The sequence below is a fragment of the Azohydromonas caseinilytica genome (genome assembly GCF_012927045.1).
In the GTDB taxonomy this organism is placed as follows: Bacteria; Pseudomonadota; Gammaproteobacteria; order Burkholderiales; family Burkholderiaceae_C; genus Azohydromonas; species Azohydromonas caseinilytica.
This window is the reverse complement of the sequence record NZ_JABBFW010000005.1, coordinates 63,049-81,785: the sequence shown is the minus strand read 5'-3', so window position 1 is coordinate 81,785 and position 18,737 is coordinate 63,049. Positions and strand designations below refer to the sequence as shown.

20 protein-coding genes are annotated in these 18,737 nt (G+C 70.6%); 12 read left to right on the top strand and 8 right to left on the bottom strand.

From position 1 onward, the window contains the following. The first annotated feature begins 25 nt into the window (after positions 1–25). On the top strand, positions 26–910 hold the full coding sequence (locus tag HHL10_RS09050) for a cytochrome c oxidase subunit 3 (RefSeq protein ID WP_169160038.1): 885 nt from the start codon (positions 26–28) through the stop codon (positions 908–910). Between the two features lie 28 nt (positions 911–938). On the opposite strand, the gene HHL10_RS09045 is transcribed toward HHL10_RS09050, so the two are convergent. Then, positions 939–1,172: a DUF2909 domain-containing protein gene (locus HHL10_RS09045; protein WP_169160037.1), complete on the bottom strand. Its 234-nt coding sequence runs from the start codon at positions 1,170–1,172 to the stop codon at positions 939–941. Positions 1,173–1,205: 33 nt separating this feature from the next. Between HHL10_RS09045 and HHL10_RS09040 the strand changes: the two genes are divergently transcribed. From HHL10_RS09040 to HHL10_RS09020, 5 genes are read left to right on the top strand one after another with little or no spacing between them, the layout of a single operon-like run. Next, a complete protein-coding gene (locus tag HHL10_RS09040; protein ID WP_169160036.1) occupies positions 1,206–1,949 on the top strand; it encodes an SURF1 family protein in 744 nt (247 codons plus the stop codon). Continuing rightward, positions 1,906–2,604: an SCO family protein gene (locus HHL10_RS09035; RefSeq protein ID WP_169160035.1), complete on the top strand. Its 699-nt coding sequence runs from the start codon at positions 1,906–1,908 to the stop codon at positions 2,602–2,604. Before HHL10_RS09040 ends, HHL10_RS09035 begins: the two co-directional genes overlap by 44 nt. A gap of 4 nt (positions 2,605–2,608) precedes the next feature. Further along, the gene (locus HHL10_RS09030) at positions 2,609–3,781 is read left to right on the top strand and encodes a COX15/CtaA family protein (protein ID WP_169160034.1); all 1,173 of its coding nucleotides are present in this window, start codon (positions 2,609–2,611) and stop codon (positions 3,779–3,781) included. Further along, on the top strand, positions 3,778–4,713 hold the full coding sequence (gene cyoE / locus HHL10_RS09025) for a heme o synthase (protein WP_169160033.1): 936 nt from the start codon (positions 3,778–3,780) through the stop codon (positions 4,711–4,713). Before HHL10_RS09030 ends, cyoE begins: the two co-directional genes overlap by 4 nt. Then, on the top strand, positions 4,698–5,342 hold the full coding sequence (locus HHL10_RS09020; RefSeq protein ID WP_169160032.1) for an SCO family protein: 645 nt from the start codon (positions 4,698–4,700) through the stop codon (positions 5,340–5,342). Before cyoE ends, HHL10_RS09020 begins: the two co-directional genes overlap by 16 nt. Positions 5,343–5,433: 91 nt before the next feature. Here the strand turns inward: HHL10_RS09020 and rpoH are convergent, their stop codons facing one another. The 7 genes from rpoH to HHL10_RS08985 form a co-directional block, all read right to left on the bottom strand. Then, entirely contained in the window at positions 5,434–6,363 is a 930-nt protein-coding gene (gene rpoH, locus HHL10_RS09015; RefSeq protein WP_205832964.1) for an RNA polymerase sigma factor RpoH, read from the bottom strand. A gap of 124 nt (positions 6,364–6,487) precedes the next feature. After that, positions 6,488–7,435: a signal peptidase I gene (gene lepB / locus HHL10_RS09010; protein WP_169160030.1), complete on the bottom strand. Its 948-nt coding sequence runs from the start codon at positions 7,433–7,435 to the stop codon at positions 6,488–6,490. A 76-nt stretch (positions 7,436–7,511) separates the two neighbouring features. Then, positions 7,512–7,781, bottom strand: coding sequence for a hypothetical protein (locus tag HHL10_RS09005; protein ID WP_169160029.1), 270 nt, complete (start codon positions 7,779–7,781; stop codon positions 7,512–7,514). 2 nt (positions 7,782–7,783) lie between these two features. Next, positions 7,784–8,380: an RNA polymerase sigma factor gene (locus HHL10_RS09000; RefSeq protein ID WP_169160028.1), complete on the bottom strand. Its 597-nt coding sequence runs from the start codon at positions 8,378–8,380 to the stop codon at positions 7,784–7,786. A gap of 116 nt (positions 8,381–8,496) precedes the next feature. Next, complete coding sequence (locus tag HHL10_RS08995) at positions 8,497–9,654, bottom strand: hypothetical protein (protein ID WP_169160027.1); 1,158 nt, start codon at positions 9,652–9,654, stop codon at positions 8,497–8,499. Positions 9,655–9,769: 115 nt separating this feature from the next. Beyond that, complete coding sequence (gene ychF / locus HHL10_RS08990; protein WP_169160026.1) at positions 9,770–10,864, bottom strand: redox-regulated ATPase YchF; 1,095 nt, start codon at positions 10,862–10,864, stop codon at positions 9,770–9,772. A gap of 146 nt (positions 10,865–11,010) precedes the next feature. After that, positions 11,011–11,856 (bottom strand): MOSC domain-containing protein, encoded by an 846-nt coding sequence (locus HHL10_RS08985; RefSeq protein WP_310734562.1) that lies wholly within the window; start codon positions 11,854–11,856, stop codon positions 11,011–11,013. A 148-nt stretch (positions 11,857–12,004) separates the two neighbouring features. Here HHL10_RS08985 and HHL10_RS08980 point away from each other — a divergent pair, with 148 nt between their 5' ends. The 6 genes from HHL10_RS08980 to HHL10_RS08955 all read left to right on the top strand — a co-directional run bounded on the left by HHL10_RS08980 (position 12,005) and on the right by HHL10_RS08955 (position 18,597). Further along, positions 12,005–13,120 carry an FAD-dependent monooxygenase gene (locus HHL10_RS08980; protein ID WP_169160024.1) on the top strand — a complete coding sequence of 372 codons (1,116 nt, stop codon included), beginning with the start codon at positions 12,005–12,007 and terminating at the stop codon, positions 13,118–13,120. A 9-nt stretch (positions 13,121–13,129) separates the two neighbouring features. After that, positions 13,130–13,876, top strand: coding sequence for a DsbC family protein (locus tag HHL10_RS08975; protein ID WP_169160023.1), 747 nt, complete (start codon positions 13,130–13,132; stop codon positions 13,874–13,876). Positions 13,877–13,939: 63 nt separating this feature from the next. Continuing rightward, complete coding sequence (locus tag HHL10_RS08970) at positions 13,940–14,392, top strand: DUF3429 domain-containing protein (protein WP_169160022.1); 453 nt, start codon at positions 13,940–13,942, stop codon at positions 14,390–14,392. Between the two features lie 82 nt (positions 14,393–14,474). After that, a complete protein-coding gene (locus HHL10_RS08965) occupies positions 14,475–16,214 on the top strand; it encodes a M61 family metallopeptidase (RefSeq protein ID WP_169160021.1) in 1,740 nt (579 codons plus the stop codon). A gap of 191 nt (positions 16,215–16,405) precedes the next feature. Further along, positions 16,406–17,689 carry a DUF3108 domain-containing protein gene (locus tag HHL10_RS08960; protein ID WP_169160020.1) on the top strand — a complete coding sequence of 428 codons (1,284 nt, stop codon included), beginning with the start codon at positions 16,406–16,408 and terminating at the stop codon, positions 17,687–17,689. A gap of 131 nt (positions 17,690–17,820) precedes the next feature. Continuing rightward, positions 17,821–18,597: an enoyl-CoA hydratase gene (locus tag HHL10_RS08955; protein ID WP_310734569.1), complete on the top strand. Its 777-nt coding sequence runs from the start codon at positions 17,821–17,823 to the stop codon at positions 18,595–18,597. Positions 18,598–18,737 lie beyond the last annotated feature (140 nt).

Here is an 18,737-nt window from a genome sequence, read left to right as displayed (position 1 = left end):
AGCAACCTTCGAGGAGAGAGGAAGCATGTCCGCAGCAACGCACCAGGGCAGCGTGCCCCACTACTTCGTGCCAAGCCCGTCACGGCACCCGCTGATGACGGCCATTGGCCTGTTCTTCGTGATCCTGGGCGCGGCCCAGTGGATCAATGGCCACCAGTGGGGCGCCTACTCGCTGTTCTTCGGCCTGCTGTGGTGGGCCGTGGTGATGTTCCAGTGGTTCAGCGACGCGGTGCGCGAGAGCGAGGGAGGGCTCTATGGCCGCAACATCGACATCTCCTATCGCTGGAGCATGAGCTGGTTCATCTTCTCGGAGGTGATGTTCTTCGGCGCATTCTTCGGCGCGCTCTTCTGGTCACGCTTCTATACGCTGCCCACGCTGGGCAGCCTGGACAACAGCCTGTTGTGGCCGGATTTCAAGGGCGCCTGGCCTTCCGATGCCCCCGGTGCCACGGCCTCGCCGGCCGGGATCGTTGAACCCTTCGCCACCATCGGTCCGTGGCCGCTACCCACTCTCAACACCGCGTTGCTGCTCACCTCAGGCGTGACGCTGACCATTGCACACCACGCCCTCATTGCCGGGCGTCGTGCCAAGTGCATAGCCTGGATGTGGCTCACGGTGCTGCTGGGCGTGACCTTCTTGTGTGTGCAGGCCTATGAGTACCACCACGCGTATCAGGAACTCAACTTGAAGCTGAGCTCGGGCATCTTTGGTTCCACCTTCTTCATGCTCACCGGCTTCCACGGCTTCCACGTGTTCGTGGGCACGCTGATGCTGCTGTTCATCACGCTGCGGCTGATGAAGGGCCACTTCACGCCCGAACGCCATTTCGGCTTCGAGGGCGCGGCCTGGTACTGGCACTTCGTCGACGTGGTGTGGCTGGGCCTGTACCTGTTGGTGTACTGGATGTGAGGCGTTGTTGCCCGTTTGCGGCCGCAGTTCAGCGTGAGAGAGGAATGCCGGTGGGCTGAATCCAGCCCATCCAGTAACTGAAAAGGATGAACAGGAACAGCGCCACCGACAGTCCCACGCGCAGTGCCAGCGCCCGGGCCATGCGCTTGTCGGGCGGGCTTGCCTGGTCTTCCTGGCGCGGGCGACGCCTGAGCATCAGCACGCCGGCGCAGGCAAGGGCTCCCACGATGCTCAGCAGCACCAGCACGATGATGAGCTTCATGGGCGGCCATTCTGGCACTGCGAGACCGGGCGGATGGTTCGCATGTTGAGCGGACGGGCACAGCACGCCGTGGTGGGGCTGGCGGCTGTGCTGGGCGTACTGCTGACAGCGCGGCTGGGACTGTGGCAGCTCGACCGGGCCGCCGAGAAAGAGGCGCTGCAGGAGGCTGTCGAAGCCAGCGCCGAGCTTCCGCCGCTGAGCATGCAGGCTTTAGCGCGCACGCCGACGCAGGCGGCCGAACAACGGCACCGGCGCGTTGAAGTCCGGGGCCGCTGGCTCGCTGAGCACACCGTCTTCCTTGACAACCGTCAGATGGACGGGCGCCCTGGTTTTTTCGTGTTCACGCCAATGCTGTTGGACGACGGCAGCGTCGTACTGGTACAGCGCGGCTGGGTGCCACGCGACATGCAGGAACGCACCCGGTTGCCCTCCATCTCCACGCCGGCGCAACCGGTCACCCTCACGGCGCGTGTTGAGAGAGCGCCAGCACGGCTTTACGAATTCACCCCGCAGGGTGGCGAGGCTGGGGCAATCCGTCAAAATCTTTCGATTGCATCCTTTGCTGGCGAGACGCACCTGCCACTGCGTCCGCTCACGCTGCTGCAGCTTGACGACAAGGCCCCGGCTGCTGACGGGCTGCTGCGCCGTTGGCCGCTGCCGGCAGTGGACGTGCACAAGCACTACGGCTATGCCGTCCAGTGGTTCTCGCTGGCGGCGCTCATCACGGGTTTGTATGTCTGGTTCCAACTCCTCCGCCCCCGCTGGCGTGCCGACTGAGCCGTTGGGTCTGACGGTGCATTCCATGCCACGCCCTGAGCTTGACGCGCAGGCGCGGCGCACGCACAGCGGGCGCATCAAGATGCTGTTGGTACTGCTGGTGTGCGCCTCCCCCGTGATCGCTTCCTACTTCACTTACTTCGTCGTCCGCCCGGAGGGACGCAGCAATTACGCCGCGCTGATTGAGCCACCACGTCCGCTGCCGTCGCTCGCACTGCGGACGCTGGACGGCCGCGCCGTGCCGGCCGAGTCCCTCAAGGGCCAGTGGTTGCTGGTGGTTACGGGCAGCGGCGACTGCGACGCCGCCTGCGAGAAGCTGCTGTACCTGCAGCGCCAGCTGCGCGAGATGACCGGCCGCGAACGCGGACGCATCGACAAGCTCTGGCTGCTCACCGATTCGCAGATGCCGCCTGCGGCCGTGCAGAAGGCGGTGCTGGACGCCGGCGCGGCGCAGATCCTGCGTGCCGACGCCGTGCAGCTGGCGCAGTGGCTGCAGCCGGCTCCCGGCGAGTCGATGGCCTCGCACCTCTACATCGTTGATCCAATGGGGCAGTGGATGATGCGCGCCCCGGCGCGACCCGATCCGACGCGTCTCAAGCGCGACCTGGAGCGGCTGTTGCGCGCGTCGGCCGGCTGGGACCACGAAGGGCGCTGAGGCCATGGACACCGCCATGCCCATAAACCTGTCGCCGCTGCTGCGCCTGGCCCTGCTGGGTGCGGCGCTGGCCCTGGCCCCGCTGGCCTGGGTGGCGTTGCGTCACCGCGGTGCCGCCACCCGACTGCGTGGGCTCACCGCGTTGACGCTGTTCCTGTGCTTCGACCTCGTGCTCTTCGGCGCCTTCACCCGGCTCACCGACTCCGGATTGGGCTGTCCCGACTGGCCCGGCTGTTACGGCAACACCAGTCCCTGGGGCGCACAGCACCACATCGCGGCGGCGCAAGCATTGCTGCCGGACGGTCCGGTGACGCACGCCAAGGCCTGGATCGAGATGCTGCACCGTTACCTCGCCACGGCTGTGGGCGTACTGATCACGGTGCTGGCCGTGATGAGCTGGCGGCTGCACCGTCGCGGCACGCCGGGCGTGATCTCGCCCTGGTGGGCCAGCGCGACGCTGCTGTGGGTGTGTCTGCAAGGGGCTTTCGGCGCCCTGACGGTGACCATGAAGCTCTACCCGGCCATCGTCACCGCGCACCTGCTCGGCGGACTGGGCTTGCTGGCGCTGTTGACGGCGCAGTCGCAAGCCTTTCAAGGCCCCGACAGCCGGCCGCTGGCGCTTTCCCCCGGGCGGCGGCGCGGACTCTGGGTGTTGGCGGCGCTGGTGCTGGTGCAGATTGCCCTGGGGGGCTGGGTCAGCACCAATTACGCGGTGCTGGCCTGCAGTGACTTCCCCACCTGCCAGGGCCGGTGGTGGCCCGAGATGGATTTCCACCATGGTTTCACCGTGCAGCGCGCGCTGGGGGCCACGGGGCAGGGCGACTTCCTGCCCTTTGCGGCCTTGACGGCCATCCACCTCACGCACCGGCTGATGGCGCTGGTGGTGTTGGTCGCGCTGGCCCTGGCCGCTTGGCGTCTGTGGCGCGAGCCTGACCTGCAAGCCCGACGCTGGGCCTGCGCACTGCTCGCCGCAGGCGCGTGGCAGCTGGCCAGCGGCGTGTCCAACGTGGTGCTGGACTGGCCGCTGATGGCGGCCGTGGCCCATACCGGCGGCGCTGCCGCACTGACCGTGATCCTGAGCCTGATGCTCATGCGCGCCCATCAGGGCGCACGCCTGTCTGTCCCGGTGCGCTCCGGCGCCCGGGCCGACCTGGTCCCTGGAGTGACATACCGATGAACCGAAGCGCCAGCCATCCTTCCGGGGCCAGCGTTGCAGCCCCCGGCCGGCCCGCCGCCCCGATCTGGCGGCAGTTCTATGCCTTGACCAAGCCGCGCGTGGTGCAGCTGATCGTGTTCTGTGCCCTGATCGGCATGCTGCTGGCCGCGCCCGGATTGCCGGCGCCGACGACGGTGCTGGCCGCTACCGCCGGCATCTGGCTGGTGGCCGCGGCCGCAGCCGCTTTCAACTGCGTGGTCGAGCAGCACATCGATGCGCGCATGGCGCGCACGGCCTGGCGGCCCACCGCGCGCGGCGAACTCGGGCGCGGGCAGACGCTGTGGTTCTCGGCGCTGTTGTGCGCCCTGGGCAGCGCGCTGCTGTGGGTCTTCGTCAACCCGCTGACGATGCTGCTGACCTTCGCCACCTTCGTGGGCTACGCCGTGATCTACACGGTGGTGCTCAAGCCGCTGACGCCGCAGAACATCGTCATCGGCGGCGCCTCGGGCGCCATGCCGCCGGTGCTGGGCTGGGCCGCGGTGCGCGGCGAGGTCGGCCCCGAGGCGCTGATGCTGTGCCTCATCATCTTCCTGTGGACGCCGCCGCACTTCTGGGCGCTGGCCCTGTACCGTACCGAGGACTACCGCCGCGCCGGGCTGCCGATGCTGCCCGTGACGCACGGCTCCGAATTCACGCGGCTGCAGGTCCTGCTCTACAGCCTGGTGCTGCTGGCCGCCACGCTGCTGCCCTGGCTCTACGGCATGAGCGGGCTGCCCTACCTGGTGGCGGCACTGGTGCTGGGCGGCCTTTTCATCGCGCATGCCTGGAAGCTGTGGCGCGTCTACAGCGACGCGCAGGCGCGCAAGACTTTTCGCTTTTCCATCCTCTACCTCTCGCTGCTGTTCGCGGCGCTGTTGGTGGACCACTACCTGAGCCCATGGATCGTTTTCTGACCTCCCGCCGCGCCGTCGTGGTGGCCGGCGCCGCCGCCACGCTGCTGGCGCTCGCGGGCTGCAACCGCGGCGGCGACTCCTCCACGCCCAGCGCCACGGTGTCGGGCTTTCATGCCGTGGACATCACCGGCGCCGACTACGCCGGCAAGCTGGAGCTGCCCGACACCGAAGGCAAGTTGCGCAAGCTCTCCGAGTTCAAGGGCAAGGTCACGGTGGTGTTCTTCGGCTACACCCATTGCCCGGACGTGTGCCCCGGCACGCTGGCGGAACTGGCCGAAGTCAAGCGTGCGCTGGGGGCCGACGGCGAGCGTGTGCAGGGCGTCTTCGTGACCCTCGACCCCGAGCGCGACACGGCCGAGCTGCTGCGGGCCTACGTGGGCAACTTCGGCGCCGGCTTCGTCGCGCTGCGGCCCGAGCCCGAGCAGCTCAAGGCCGTGGCGCGCGAATTCAAGGTCTTCTACATGAAGGTGCCCGGCAAGACCGAAGGCGCCTACACGCTGGACCACACCGCCGGCAGCTACATCTACGACACCCAGGGCCGGGTGCGCCTGTTCAGCCGCTACGGCGGCGGCGCGCAGGCACTGGCCGACGACATCAAGAAGCTGCTGGCCCAGTCCGCCCCGGCCTGACGCGGCCGAAGCAGGGTGCACAAACGACGACGGCCCCCGCAGGGGCCGTCGTCGTTTCAGCCGGGTGGCGTTGCCAGGCTTGCCGGCCGCGTCAGGCGGCCGTGGCTTCCATCGCCTTGCGCATCTTCTTCATGGCCGCGACCTCGATCTGGCGGATGCGCTCGGCGCTGACGCCGTACTCGGCCGCCAGCTCGTGCAGCGTCTTGCCGCCGGAGCTGTCGTCGTTCACGTCGAGCCAGCGCTGCTCGACGATGCGGCGGCTGCGCGCGTCCAGCGCGTCCAGCGCGCGCAGGATGCCGTCGCTGGCCAGCGCGTCGCGGCGGCGCGCTTCCAGCACACGCGTGGGCTCGCTGGCCTCGTCGGCCAAGTAGGCGATCGGGGCGAAGGCGGCTTCCTCGTTGTCATCGCCCTGCGGCTCCAGCGCCACGTCACCGCCGGAGAGGCGCGTCTCCATCTCCAGCACTTCCTCGGGCTTGACGTTGAGCTGTTCGGCCACGCTGCGCACCTCGTCGCCGCTGAGCGAGTTGCGGTAGCTGCGGGCGTCATCCGCCTCGTTCTTGAAGCCCTGCTTGAGCGAGCGCAGGTTGAAGAACAGTTTTCTTTGCGCCTTGGTCGTGGCCAGCTTGACCATGCGCCAGTTGCGCAGGATGTACTCGTGGATCTCGGCCTTGATCCAGTGCAGCGCATAGCTCACCAGCCGCACGCCCTGCTCCGGATCGAAGCGCTTGACGGCCTTCATCAGGCCCACGTTGCCTTCCTGGATCAGGTCGCCATGCGGCAGCCCGTAGCCCAGGTACTGGCGCGACACCGACACCACTAGGCGCAGGTGCGACAGCACCAGCCGCCCCGCAGCCTGCACGTCGCCGTGGTCGCGCAGCCGCTTCGCGCATTCCTGCTCTTCCTCCAGCGACAGCAGCGGAATGCGGTTCACGGCCGAGATGTAGGCGTCCAGGTTGCCAAGCGACGGCACCAGCGCCCAAGGGTCACGCAGAGCAACAGCATTCGCAGTGGACATGTTCATGGAGTGCTCAGACAAGGAGGGAGGCAATTTGGTTCCACAAATATTAGCACTCAGCCCCAGAGAGTGCTAAGGCGTGGAGACCCGAAGGGTTGACCCCGCCGCGCCCTTTTCCGGACCGGCGCTTTCAGCGCACCACGTGCCCCAGGCGCTCCCAGCGGACACCGTCCGCTCCCCAGGAGAACCACACCTGCCGGGCGCGGCCGACCACGTCCTGCAGCGGCACGGCGCCGAAATCGCGCGAGTCGGTGCTGGCCTCGCGCCGGTCGCCCAGCACGAAGACATGGCCCGGCGGCACGCTCAGGTCCAGCTCAGCCGGGCGCTGCGCGGCCGGCAGGCTACCCGGCGGCACGCGAGCTGCCGCCAGTTCCGCCGCCGGGGGATCGGCGGCGGGCGGCACGGAGAACGGCTCGCCGTTGACCCGGACCTCTGCGCCGCGCACCAGCACCCGGTCGCCCGGCAGCGCCACCACGCGTTTCACATAGATCATCGTGCGGTCATTGGGGTAGGCGAAGAGGGCCACGTCGCCGCGCTGTACCGGCGCGCTGCAGCCCACGCAGGCGTAGCGCTTGTCGGCAAAGATGAAGTCGCCTGGCCACAGCGCCGGCGCCATGCTGGCCGACGGAATGCGGTAGGGCGCCACCACATGGGCCCGCACAGCCATGATCAGCAGCGGCAGCGCCACGAGGTCGCACAGCACGATCAGCAGCAGCGTCACACCGGCCATGCGCCACACCGGCGTGCCGCCCGCGGCCAAGCCCGGCAGCGGCTCCATGCCGGCCGCCACGCCGCGTCGCGCCATGCGCCAGGCGTCCACGATCGAGCCGACCCACACGCCCAGCGTCAGCAGCAGCCCGGCCGCCAGGGCCGGCGCAGTCCAGGCCGGCGGCAGCCACAAGGCCACCACCGCCACGCTCGGCACGCTCAGCAGCGCGAAGGCCAGGAACCACCACACCGCCCGGTCGATCTGGCCGTTGTGCCACTGTCCCAGCCCGGGCAGGACGAGGGATTTCAAGGCCGCCAGCACAGGCTGCGGGCGGACCGCGATGCGTAGGTTCAGATCCAGCGGATTCATCAGTTTCACTTTCCGAAGGTGAGGTGAGACCGGCCGCGCCTGGCGCGGGGGTATTGAGAGGTCAGCCGCATTTCCATCAGCCCACGCCGGCCGCCGTGGCCGTCCACAGCCCCCAGGCGAAAGACAGCACCTGCGCCAGCCCCGCGGCGCTGCCGGCGGCGAGCGCCGCGGTCTTGAGCCAGCGGGCGAGGCGCTGCCGCAAACGGGCAGCCGGCGAGGGAGGCGCATCCTCGAACTGTCTGGGCAACGCCGCCAGCACGCGGTCGGCGAAATCGCCCGGCACGTCCAGCAGCGGCGTGATGAGGGCCTGGTCGAGCAGGCGGTCGTCGTCGGATGGGGTCTTCATGCTCACTCCAGGAAGGGCACCGTCAGGACGCCCGGTTCGGACAGCGCCGCGCGCAGCCGCTCGCGGGCGCGGTGCAGCCGGGCCTTGGCGGCAGTGGGGCTGCAGCCCTCGATGCGCGCCACGTCGGCCAGCGTCAGCTCGTGCACATAGGCCAGCGCCAGCACGCTGCGGTCGTCGGGGGAAAGCCGGCGCAGCGCGGCCTGCAGCCGTGCGCGTTCCTGGCGCGACTGCAGCGCCTGCGCCGGCCCGGGCGCGTCGCAGGCGTGCTCCTCATCGGCCGCGGCATCGAGGCCGGTGCGCAGCCGCTGGTGGTCGGCGCGGTCCAGCGCGTTGAGCGCCAGGCGCCGGGCGATGGTGAAGAGCCAGGTGGAGAAGGCCGCCTGCCCGGCGTCATAGCGCGGCAGGTGCTGCCAGGCGCGGATGAAGGTGTCCTGCGCCAGCTCCTCGGCCTCGGCCTGGCGCAGGCCCATGCGGCCGAGGAAGGCGAACAGCGGACGCTGGAACTGCCGCACCAGCGCCGCGTACGCCGTGCGGTCGCCCGCCGCGGCCCGCGCCACCTGCCGCGCCAGCAGCGCCGCCCCCGCTCCCTCTTGCTCCACCCCCGTCTCCCGTCAGCCTTGTCGAGGGCTTATACCGGGCAGGTTCAACGTGGTTGCAGGCGGCCGGTGGTGGCGTTCAGCCGGGGCGGCGGGCCGCCGTGATCAGCGTCGGGGCCTCAGGACCACAGCCCCGCCTCGGACAGCCGCCGCCGCAGCGCGGTGCGCCGGCCATGGCGCTCCATGAAGCGCTGCAGCGCGCCGTCGAAAACCTCGCGGCGGCCGGCCAGCTGGTGGGCCTGCTCCAGCTCCGTGAGCATCTGCACTGCCTGTTCGTAGCCCGAGCCCGTGCCGCGCTCCGCCTGCGCCTTGATGGCGGCCCAGTGCCGGTCCACGTCGTCCATCAGCCGCCGCAGATGGGCTTCGCGCTGGCGCTGCTGTTCGGCCTGCTGCGCCGCGCGCTCCTTCGCCTCCCGCGCCTCGCGCGCGCCGCGGGCCACCTCGGCCACTTCGTACAGCTCGGCCACGCTGCGTTGCGGCGCCAGGGCCGCGGGCGACGGCCGCCGCGCCTTCAGCCAGGCCTCGTGGCGTGAGCGCACCTGGCGCTCGGCCTCGGCGCCCCGGCCCTGGGCCAGCAGTTTCAGCATCGCCACCATGTCCTCGCGCGGCCACTGCGCCAGCCACTCGTCGAGGTCCGCGTCCGCCTGGGTGTCGCTCTCCCGCGGGCCGGGCGCGCTGCCGGCCTGGGCCGCGGCCAGCAGATCGGGGTCGATCTCCAGAAACTCCACCAGCGCCTGCTGCGCTGGCGACAACGCCGCCAGGCCCGGCGGCACGGGCGGTTCCGCCGCGTCGTCCTCCAGATCGCCGGAGGCGGCTCCGGCCAGCCAGCCCAGGTACAGCGGGCGCAGGTCGCCGCGCAGCAGCTCCTCGCGCAGTGGCGCCAGGCGCCGCATCCAGCCGCTGCCGTCATCCATCGCGAAGCGGTCATCGTCCTCGCTCTCGTCGAGCGACCAGTCGAAGATCCAGTGTTCCTCGGTGGCTTCGATGTTCAGCCGGTACTCGACGGCGAAAGGTTCCAGCTCCGCATCGCCGAAGGTAGCCCGGGGCACGCGCAGCGACAGCCGGCAACTGCACCAGTTGGCGACGTAGACGAAGGCGTCGAAGTAGCGCCGCATCCACTCGGCCGGATCGGCCTTGAGGTCGCCCCACTCGTAGTGGTTCACGAAGCCCGTGGGCGTGATCTCGGCGCGCGTGGACACGGCGCGCAGCTGCGCCATCTCCTCACGCGTGAGCGGTCGGTCGATGGCGGCGAGCTCGTAGTACTGGTATTCGCTCATCACTCACCTCCATCCCATCGGGCGGGTGCCTCCGTCCCACAAAAAATCCCCGTGGCCGCTCGGGCTCACGGGGATTCTCAGGTGGGGGCGGGAGGGCTCCCGCTCCGGCGGGTCCTCAGACGTTGAACAGGAAGTTCATCACGTCCCCGTCCTTGACCACGTACTCCTTGCCCTCGGCGCGCATCTTCCCGGCGTCCTTGGCGCCTTGCTCGCCCTTGTAGGCGATGAAGTCGTCGAAGGCGATGGTCTGGGCGCGGATGAAGCCGCGCTCGAAGTCGGTGTGGATCACGCCCGCGGCCTGCGGGGCCGTGTCGCCGATGTGGATGGTCCAGGCCCGCACTTCCTTCACGCCGGCGGTGAAGTAGGTCTGCAGGCCCAGCAGCTTGAAGGCGGCACGGATCAGCCGGTTCAGCCCCGGCTCGTCCTGGCCCATCTCGGCCAGGAACATGGCGCGGTCCTCATCCTCCATGTCGGCCAGCTCGGCCTCGGTCTTGGCGCAGATGGCCACCACCGGCGCGTTCTGGCTGGCGGCGTAGTCCTTCAGGCGGTCCAGGAAGGGGTTGTTCTCGAAGCCGTCCTCGGCCACGTTGCCCACGAACATCGCCGGCTTGGCCGTGATCAGGCACAGCGGCTTGAGGATCACCAGCTCCTCCTTGCTGAAGTCGATGGTGCGCACCGGCTTGGCCTGGTCCAGGGCGGCCTGGCACTTCTCCAGCACCTTGACCAGCGCCGCGGCTTCCTTGTCATTGCCCGAGCGCGCGGCCTTGACGTAGCGCTGCAGGCTCTTCTCGACGGTGCCGAGGTCGGCCAGGCATAGCTCGGTCTGGATCACCTCGATGTCGGCGATCGGGTCCACCCGGCCGGCGACGTGGATGACGTTCTCGTCCTCGAAGCAGCGCACCACGTTGACGATGGCGTCGGTCTCGCGGATGTGCGAGAGGAACTGGTTGCCCAGGCCTTCGCCCTTGGACGCGCCCGCCACCAGGCCCGCGATGTCCACGAACTCGACGATGGCCGGCACCACGCGCTCGGGCTTGACGATCTCGGACAGCTTGTCCAGCCGCGGATCGGGCAGCTCCACCACGCCCACGTTGGGCTCGATGGTGCAGAAGGGGTAGTTCTCGGCAGCGATGCCCGCCTTGGTCAGCGCATTGAAGAGGGTGGACTTGCCCACGTTGGGCAGGCCCACGATGCCGCACTTGAGGCTCATGGAAGGGTTCCGGGTAAGAGGGCGAATGAAGGCCCGGACAGGGGCTGAAGGGGCGAAATTCTAGTCGGCGGGCCTTTCCGGCACCCCCGGCCAGGGGATGCACACCGGCGCCCGGCGCCGAATCGGCACGGATTCCGGCGCGGCCCTCACACCGCCAGCGTGGCTTCGACTGCGCCGCCCACGCGCAGCGTGGCGCCGACGCCGGCCTCGATCACCGCGTTCATGGCGAAAGTGAGGCCGCCCTTCATGCGCGGATCGGCCCGGTAGGTCGCCAGCGTCGCGCCGGGCTCGTCGCCCGGCTCGGCGCTGACCGGATCGACGTTCGGGATCGAGCAGCGCACGCAGGGTTTCACGAGTTTCAACCGCACGCCGCCGTCGAGCGCCAGCGTGTCGATGAAGTCTTCGCCGTGCGCGTCCTCCAGCCCGTCGAGGACGAGATTCGGGCGGAAGCGCTCCATCGTCACCGGCGGCTGCCCGCGCGCCGCGAGCCGTGCATTGAGCTCCGCGAGCGAGGCCGTGGAGGCCACCAGCAGCGGAAACCCATCGCTGAAAGCGTTCTCGGCGTCCACGCCGGCGCTCCACTTCGCGTCGGAGAGCCGGCGCTGCGCCGGATCGAAGCGCACCAGCCGCAGCGGCTGGCCGATGGCGGCCTCGAACCAGTGCGCCGCCGCGTCGCCCTGGTCCAGGCCCGTGAGCTCGTCGTCCCACACCCGCACCGGCCGCGGCGTGCCCTGCACCTGCAGCGGCACGGCCAGGGGCAGCATGTCCGGCGCGTGCAGCAGCAGCGTGTCGCCCTCGAAGGACGGCCGGATGAGCTGCAGCCGCGGCCACTGGCGCTGGCTGGCGAAGCGCCCTTGCGCGTCCACCAGCATCCAGGCGCGGTCGTGCTCCAGGCCGGTGGCGGTGAGCCGGGCCTGCGCCAGCGCGATGCCGGCGCAGGACTTCACGGGGTAGATGCTCAGCGCGTGCACGCGCAGGGACAGGTCGCTCACGGGACGGCTCGGCAGAGAGGAAAGGGAAGGGAAGGGCGCCGGCGGGACACGAAGACATGCCGGGGCCGGACGCCGGGCGGAAGCACAGGATCGTACCGGCTGCATCCCGTCAACCGGGTGGGTTGGTGGCGCTGCCTACAATTTGGAGATGACCTCCTACGACATCGCCGTGCGCGGCGCCGGTGCGGTGGGCCGCAGCCTGGCGCTGGCCCTCTCGCGCCAGGGCTTGAGCGTGGCCCTGCTGGAAGCCGCGCCGCGCCAGCCCCAGGGTCCGGACGTGCGCACCTACGCGCTCAATGCCCAGGCGGTGGGGCTGCTGCGCGGCCTGAAGGTCTGGGACGCGCTGCCGGCCGATGCCGCCACCGCCGTCTCGGAAATGCTGGTGCATGGCGACGCCCACGACAGCCAGCTGGAGTTCTCGGCCTGGTCGCAGTGCGTGGACGCGCTGGCCTGGATCGTGGACGCCCAGGCGCTGGACGAGGCCCTGGCCACCGCCGTGCGCTTCGCGCCGCATGTGACGGCGCTTCCCGCCGACACCCCCGTGCAGGCCCCGCTCAGCGCGCTGTGCGAGGGCAAGCACTCCGCCGCACGCGAGGCGCTGGGCATCGGCTTCCACACCAAACCCTACGGCCACACCGCGGTGGCCGCGCGCCTGGTGGCGGACCGGCCGCACGAGGGCGTGGCGCGGCAGTGGTTCCGCAGCCCCGATATCCTGGCGCTGCTGCCCTTCGACCGGCCGCGGCAGGGCTGCTCCTACGGCCTGGTGTGGTCCATGCCCACCGAGCGCGCGCAGGCGATGCAGGCGCTCCCCGACGCCGAGTTCGAGGCCGCGCTCAACGAGGCCTGCGGCGCCGCCGCCGGGCATCTGGCGCTGAGCGGCCCGCGCGTGGGCTGGCCGCTGCAGCTCTCGCGCGCCGAGCGCGTGTGCGGGCCGGGCTGGGTGCTGGTGGGCGACGCGGCGCACGTGGTGCACCCGCTCTCCGGCCAGGGCCTCAACCTGGGCCTGGGCGACGTGGAGGCGCTGGCCCGGGTCATCGCCGAGCGCGAATCCTGGCGCCCGCTCTCCGACGAGAAGCTGCTGCGCCGCTACGCCCGCGCGCGCGCCGTGCCCACGCTGGCGATGCAGCAGCTCACCGACGGGCTGCTGCACCTCTTCGAGCACGACACCCCGGTGCTGCGCGAGCTGCGCAACCGCGGCCTGAACCTGGTCAACCAACTCACCCCGCTCAAGCGCTGGCTCGCCGGCCGCGCCCTCGGCACCTAAGGAACCGCCATGAACCGCCCCATCCAAGCCATCCGCCATCTGCAGACCCTGGGCCTGGCGGCGCTGCTGGCGACGGCCGCCCTGGGCGCCTCGGCCCAGGAGGCGCAGATCCGCAAGAACCTGGCCGATCGGCTGCCCAACCTGCCCAAGATCGACGAGGTCAGCCGCACCTCCGTGCCGGGCCTGTGGGAGGTGCGCATCGGCAACGACGTGATGTACACGGACGAGAAGGGCGACCACCTCATCCAGGGCCATATCGTCGATACCCGCACCCGCACCGACCTCACCGAGCAGCGCCTCAACAAGCTCAGCGCCATCGACTTCGCCAGCCTGCCGCTCAAGGACGCGGTGGTGATCAAGCAGGGCAGCGGCGCGCGCAAGCTGGCGGTGTTCGTCGATCCGAACTGCGGCTACTGCAAGCGCTTCGAGAAGGACCTCGCCAGCGTCAAGGACGTCACGGTCTACACCTTCCTCTATCCCATCCTCGGCCCCGACTCGGACGCCAAGTCCAAGGCCATCTGGTGCGCCAAGGACCCGGCCAAGACCTGGCGCGACTGGATGCTCAACGGCGTCACCCCGCCAAGGGCCATGGGCGAGTGCGACAGCAATGCGCTGCAGCGCAACGTGGCCTTCGGCAAGAAGCACCGCGTGCAGGGCACGCCGGCGCTGGTGTTCGAGGACGGCACCCGCGTGCCCGGCGCCGTCTCGGCCGCCGAAGTCGAGAAGCAGTTGGCAGAGAGCGCGCGCAAGTCCTGAGCCCTGTCGCGGCGACCACACGATCGGCGGGCCGTCGGGGAGGGCGCCAGCACAATGTTGCACATGCATACGCCTGTCACTGTCGCCCCGTCCGGCCCCTACCTGCCGGCGCAGCCCGCGCTGCGCCTGGGCTATCTCGGCCTGGTTCCCTTCGTGTTCGGCGCGCTGCTGGTGTGGTTCGTGCGGCCGGACGCGCATCCCTACGTGGTGGACGCGCTGGCCGCCTACGCGGCGCTGATCGTCTCCTTCCTCGGCGGCATCCACTGGGGGCTGGGCTACATCTACCGCGAGCCGCGCCTGTTCGCCTGGGCCATCACGGCCATGCTCATCGCCTGGGTGGCGCTGCTGATGCCGCCCTACGCCGGGCTGGTGCTGCATGGGGTGATGCTGGTGGCCTGCTACCTGGTGGACCGGCGCGTGTACCCTCGGCTGGGCCTGCAGGCCTGGCTGACGCTGCGCTTCAGGCTCAGCGCCATCGCGGCGCTGTGCTGCTTCCTCGGCGCGGCCGGCACCTGAGCGGCCTGCCGCGGCCTGATGCTTTCCGCGGGGGCGCCGGCGCGGCGGCCCTGTTGTTCCACGCCACTCACCGCCCGCAACGATGATCAGCTACCGCATCGACGTCGAAGACGCCCCGTCCCACCTGTGGCACGTCACGCTCACCGTGCCGCAGCCGGCCGCCGAGCAGCGCCTGAGCCTGCCGGTGTGGATTCCGGGCAGCTACATGGTGCGCGAGTTCGGCCGCCACCTCTCCGGGCTCAGCGCGCGCCAGGGCCAGCAGGAGGTGCCGCTGCGCCAGCTCGACAAGACCACCTGGGTGGCGTCATGCCAGGGCGACGCGGCACCGCTGGAAGTCAGCTGCCTGGTCTACGCCTTCGACACCTCGGTGCGCACCGCCTTCCTCGACGCCGACCGCGGCTTCTTCAACGGCACCAGCCTGTGCCTGCGCGTGGAAGGGCGCGAGCACGAGCCGCACCAGATCAGCTTCGGCACGCTGCCCGCGGGCTGGGAGATCGCCACCGCGATGCCCGCGGTCCAGGCCGCGCCGCCGACCTACGCCGCGCCCGACTACCACGAGCTCATCGACCATCCCTTCGAGCTGGGCCGCTTCTGGCGCGGCAGCTTCGAGGCCGCGGGCGTGCCGCACGAATTCGTGGTGGCCGGCGCCTGGCCCGGCTTCGACGGCGAGCGGCTGCTGGCCGACGCGCGGCGCATCTGCGAGGCGCAGATCGCCTTCTGGCACCCCGACGACGGCCCGGCGCCCTTCGAGCGCTACGTGTTCCTGCTCAACGTGGTGGAGGACGGCTACGGCGGCCTGGAGCACCGCGCCAGCACGGCGCTGATCGCCTCGCGCCGCGACCTGCCGCGCCGCGGCAACCCGGCCAACGCGCTCACCGACGGCTACGTCACGCTGCTGGGCCTGATCAGCCACGAGTACTTCCACAGCTGGAACGTCAAGCGCCTGAAGCCGCGGGAGTTCGAGCGGCTGGACTACGGCCAGGAGAACTACACCGAGCTGCTGTGGTTCTTCGAGGGCTTCACCTCCTACTACGACGACCTGCTGCTGGTGCGCGCCGGCCTCATCGACGAGGCGCGCTACCTGAAGCTGGTGGCGAAGAACCTCAACGGCGTGCTGGCCACGCCGGGGCGCTTCGTGCAGAGCGTGGCGCAATCCAGCTTCGACGCCTGGGTCAAGTACTACCGCAGCGACGAGAACACCCCCAACGCTACCGTGAGCTACTACGCCAAGGGCTCGCTCGTGGCGCTGGCGCTGGACCTGACCCTGCGCGGCGCCGGCCAGGGCTCGCTGGACGCGGTGATGCGCAGCCTGTGGCAGCGCAGCGGCGGCGGCCCCATCGGCGAGGACGACGTGCGGCAGGCGCTGGAGCAGGTGGCCGGCCGCTCCGTGGCCGAGGAGCTGGACGCCTGGGTGCACGGCACGGAAGACCTCGACCTGCGGCCGCTGCTGGCGCGCATGGGCGTGGCCTGGAAGGCGGAGCCGCTGCCCTTTGCCGCCGCGCTGGGCCTGCGCCTGAGCGAGGGCCCGGTGACCGGCGTGCAGGTGCGCTCGGTGCTGCGCGGCAGCGCGGCGGAGCGCGCCGGCGTGTCGGCCGGCGATGAGCTGGTGGCGGTGGACCGCTGGCGCGTGCGCCGGCTCGACGACGCGCAGCAGTGGCTCACGGTGGGCGCGCCCTTCGAGCTGCTGCTGGTGCGCGGCCAGCGCGTGCTGAGCTGCCAGGTCGAGCCACCGGCGCAGCCGGCCAGCAACGTGGTGCTGTCGGTGGACGAGGGCGCCGGCGAGGCCGCGCAGGCACTGCGCCGGGCGTGGCTGCGAGGGTGAACCGATCCCGGGGTCCCTGCTGAAGAAGCCCGTTCGGGCTGAGCCCTTCGACAAGCTCAGGACAGGTCCTGTCGAAGCCCCCGCTGCAGTTTGCTGGCAGGCCCTTCGACAAGCTCAGGGCGAACGGAAACCTTCCCACTTGAAGCCGGAATGAGCGCCGCCTTGCCCGTCCATCGTGGCGCCGCCTACGCATGCCCAAGGCCCCCCTGCCACTGAAACGCCGCCCCCGGCGCGGCGGGCGGCTGCTGCTGCTCGTGCTGGCTGTGGCCTTGCTGCACGTCTGGCTGATCGATGACATCGCCCTGAGCCTGCCCCAGCCCGACGCCCCGCCGCCGCCCATGGAGGTGGCTTTCGTGCGCGAGCTGGCGCCCAGCGTGCCCCCGCCTGCGCCGGCAGCCCCACCGCCACCACCCGCGCCGCCGCCCGTGGCGCACGTGCCGCAGCCCGTGGCCGAGGCGGCTTCGGCGCCCAAGCTGGAACCCGAGCCCGAACCTGAACAGGCGCCGCCGCAGCCGCCCGAGACTGAGAACCCATCGCCGCAGGAAGCCGCGACCGTGGCTGAAGCCGCCTCGGCCGCCTCAGCGCCGGAGGACGCCGCTGCGGCGCCCGCGCTGCCGCCCGACGTGACGCAGGCAGCCGAAGCGGCCTCCGCGCCGGTTGCGGTTGCAGAGGCCGCTGCCAGTGCCCCCGAGTTCCCGGCCGTGGCGGAGGCGGCCCCGTCCCAACCCGCCGAGGCGGCCTCCACGCCGGCGGACCTGCCGCCGGCGCAGGCCGTGCCGCCGGTAGCCGAAGCGGCTTCCGCCCCGCACCAGGGCTGGCCGCCGTCCACGCAGCTCGAATACGAGCTCTCGGGCTGGTACCGCGGCGAGGTGCACGGCAGCGCGCGGGTGCAGTGGCTGCTGCAGGACAAGCACTACCAGGTGCATCTGGACGTGGTGGTGGGCCCCACCTTCGCGCCGCTGATGCGGCGGCGCATGAGCAGCGACGGCGAGATCGGCGCGCGCGGCCTGCTGCCGCGGCGCTACGACGAGGAGACGCGCCTGGGCTTCCTGAGCCCGCGCCGCGCCAGCGTGCGCTTCGAGCCCGACGCCATCGTGCTGTCCGGCGGAACGCGGCGCGTGCCCCTGCTGGGCGTGCAGGACTCGGTGAGCCAGTTCGTGCAGATGACCTGGCTGTTCACGCTGCGGCCCGGCCTGCTGCAGCCCGGCGGCACGCTGGAGCTGCCGCTGGCGCTGCCGCGCCGCATCGACCCGTGGATCTACGACGTGCTGGGCGAGGAGCGCATCGAGACCCCGGTGGGCACGCTGCCGGCGGTGCATCTGAAGCCGCGGCGCGAGCCCTGGGGCGACGTGATGACGGCCGAGGCCTGGTTCGCGCCCACGCTGCAGTACCTGCCGGTGCGGCTGCTCATCCGCCAGAGCGCCGACGTGTGGGTGGACCTGCGCCTCAAGCGCCTGCCGCTGCAGGCGCGCTGAGCCCTCTTGCCGCGCCCGCTCCGGGGCGGCATTAAGCAATCGTGCAATACCGGAGCCGGGGGATGCGGCCCGTATAGTGGCCGCGCCCTGATTTTGAATTACGGAGACCCTGCATGGCATTCGAGAACCTGATGACGGCGCTGCACGGCGGCGAGGACGGCGCGCTCAAGACCGCGGTGATTACGCTGCACCGGCCCAAGGCGCTCAACGCGCTCAACGACCCGCTGATGGACGAGCTGGGCGAGGCGCTGCTGGCCTTCGACGCCGACGACAGCGTGGGCTGCATCATCCTGACGGGCAGCGAGCGCGCCTTCGCCGCCGGCGCCGACATCGCCGCCATGGCCAAGCGCGAGTTCATGGACGTCTACCGGACCCAGTTCATCACCCGCAACTGGGAAACGATCCGCAAGGTGCGCAAGCCCGTCATCGCCGCGGTGGCCGGCTTCGCGCTGGGCGGCGGCTGCGAGCTGGCCATGATGTGCGACTTCATCATCGCCGCCGACAGCGCCAAGTTCGGCCAGCCCGAGATCAAGATCGGCATCATGCCCGGCGCCGGCGGCACGCAGCGGCTGCCGCGGGCCATCGGCAAGAGCAAGGCCATGGACCTGATCCTGACCGGCCGGATGATGGACGCGCAGGAGGCCGAGCGCGCCGGGCTGGTGTCGCGCGTGGTGCCGGCCGAGAAACTGATGGAGGAGGCGCTGGCCGCCGCCGCCGTGATCTGCGGCTTCGGGCTGCCCTCGGTGCTGATGGCCAAGGACTGCGTGAACCGCGCCTTCGAGACCACGCTCACCGAAGGCATCGCCTACGAGCGCGGCCTGTTCCACTCGATGTTCGCCACCGAGGACCAGAAGGAGGGCATGGACGCCTTCCTCACCAAGCGCAAGGCCAACTTCAAGCACCGCTGAGGCGCTGCCGGCGCCGTGCCCTGGCGCGGCTGCCGGTCTTGATCTCGGTGAAGGCGGGCGCGGCCGGGGCATGCCTAAGATCGCCGTACCTGCCATCGCCCGTTGAGCCCGCCGGGGCCCGCCGCCGTCACTCAAGCCCC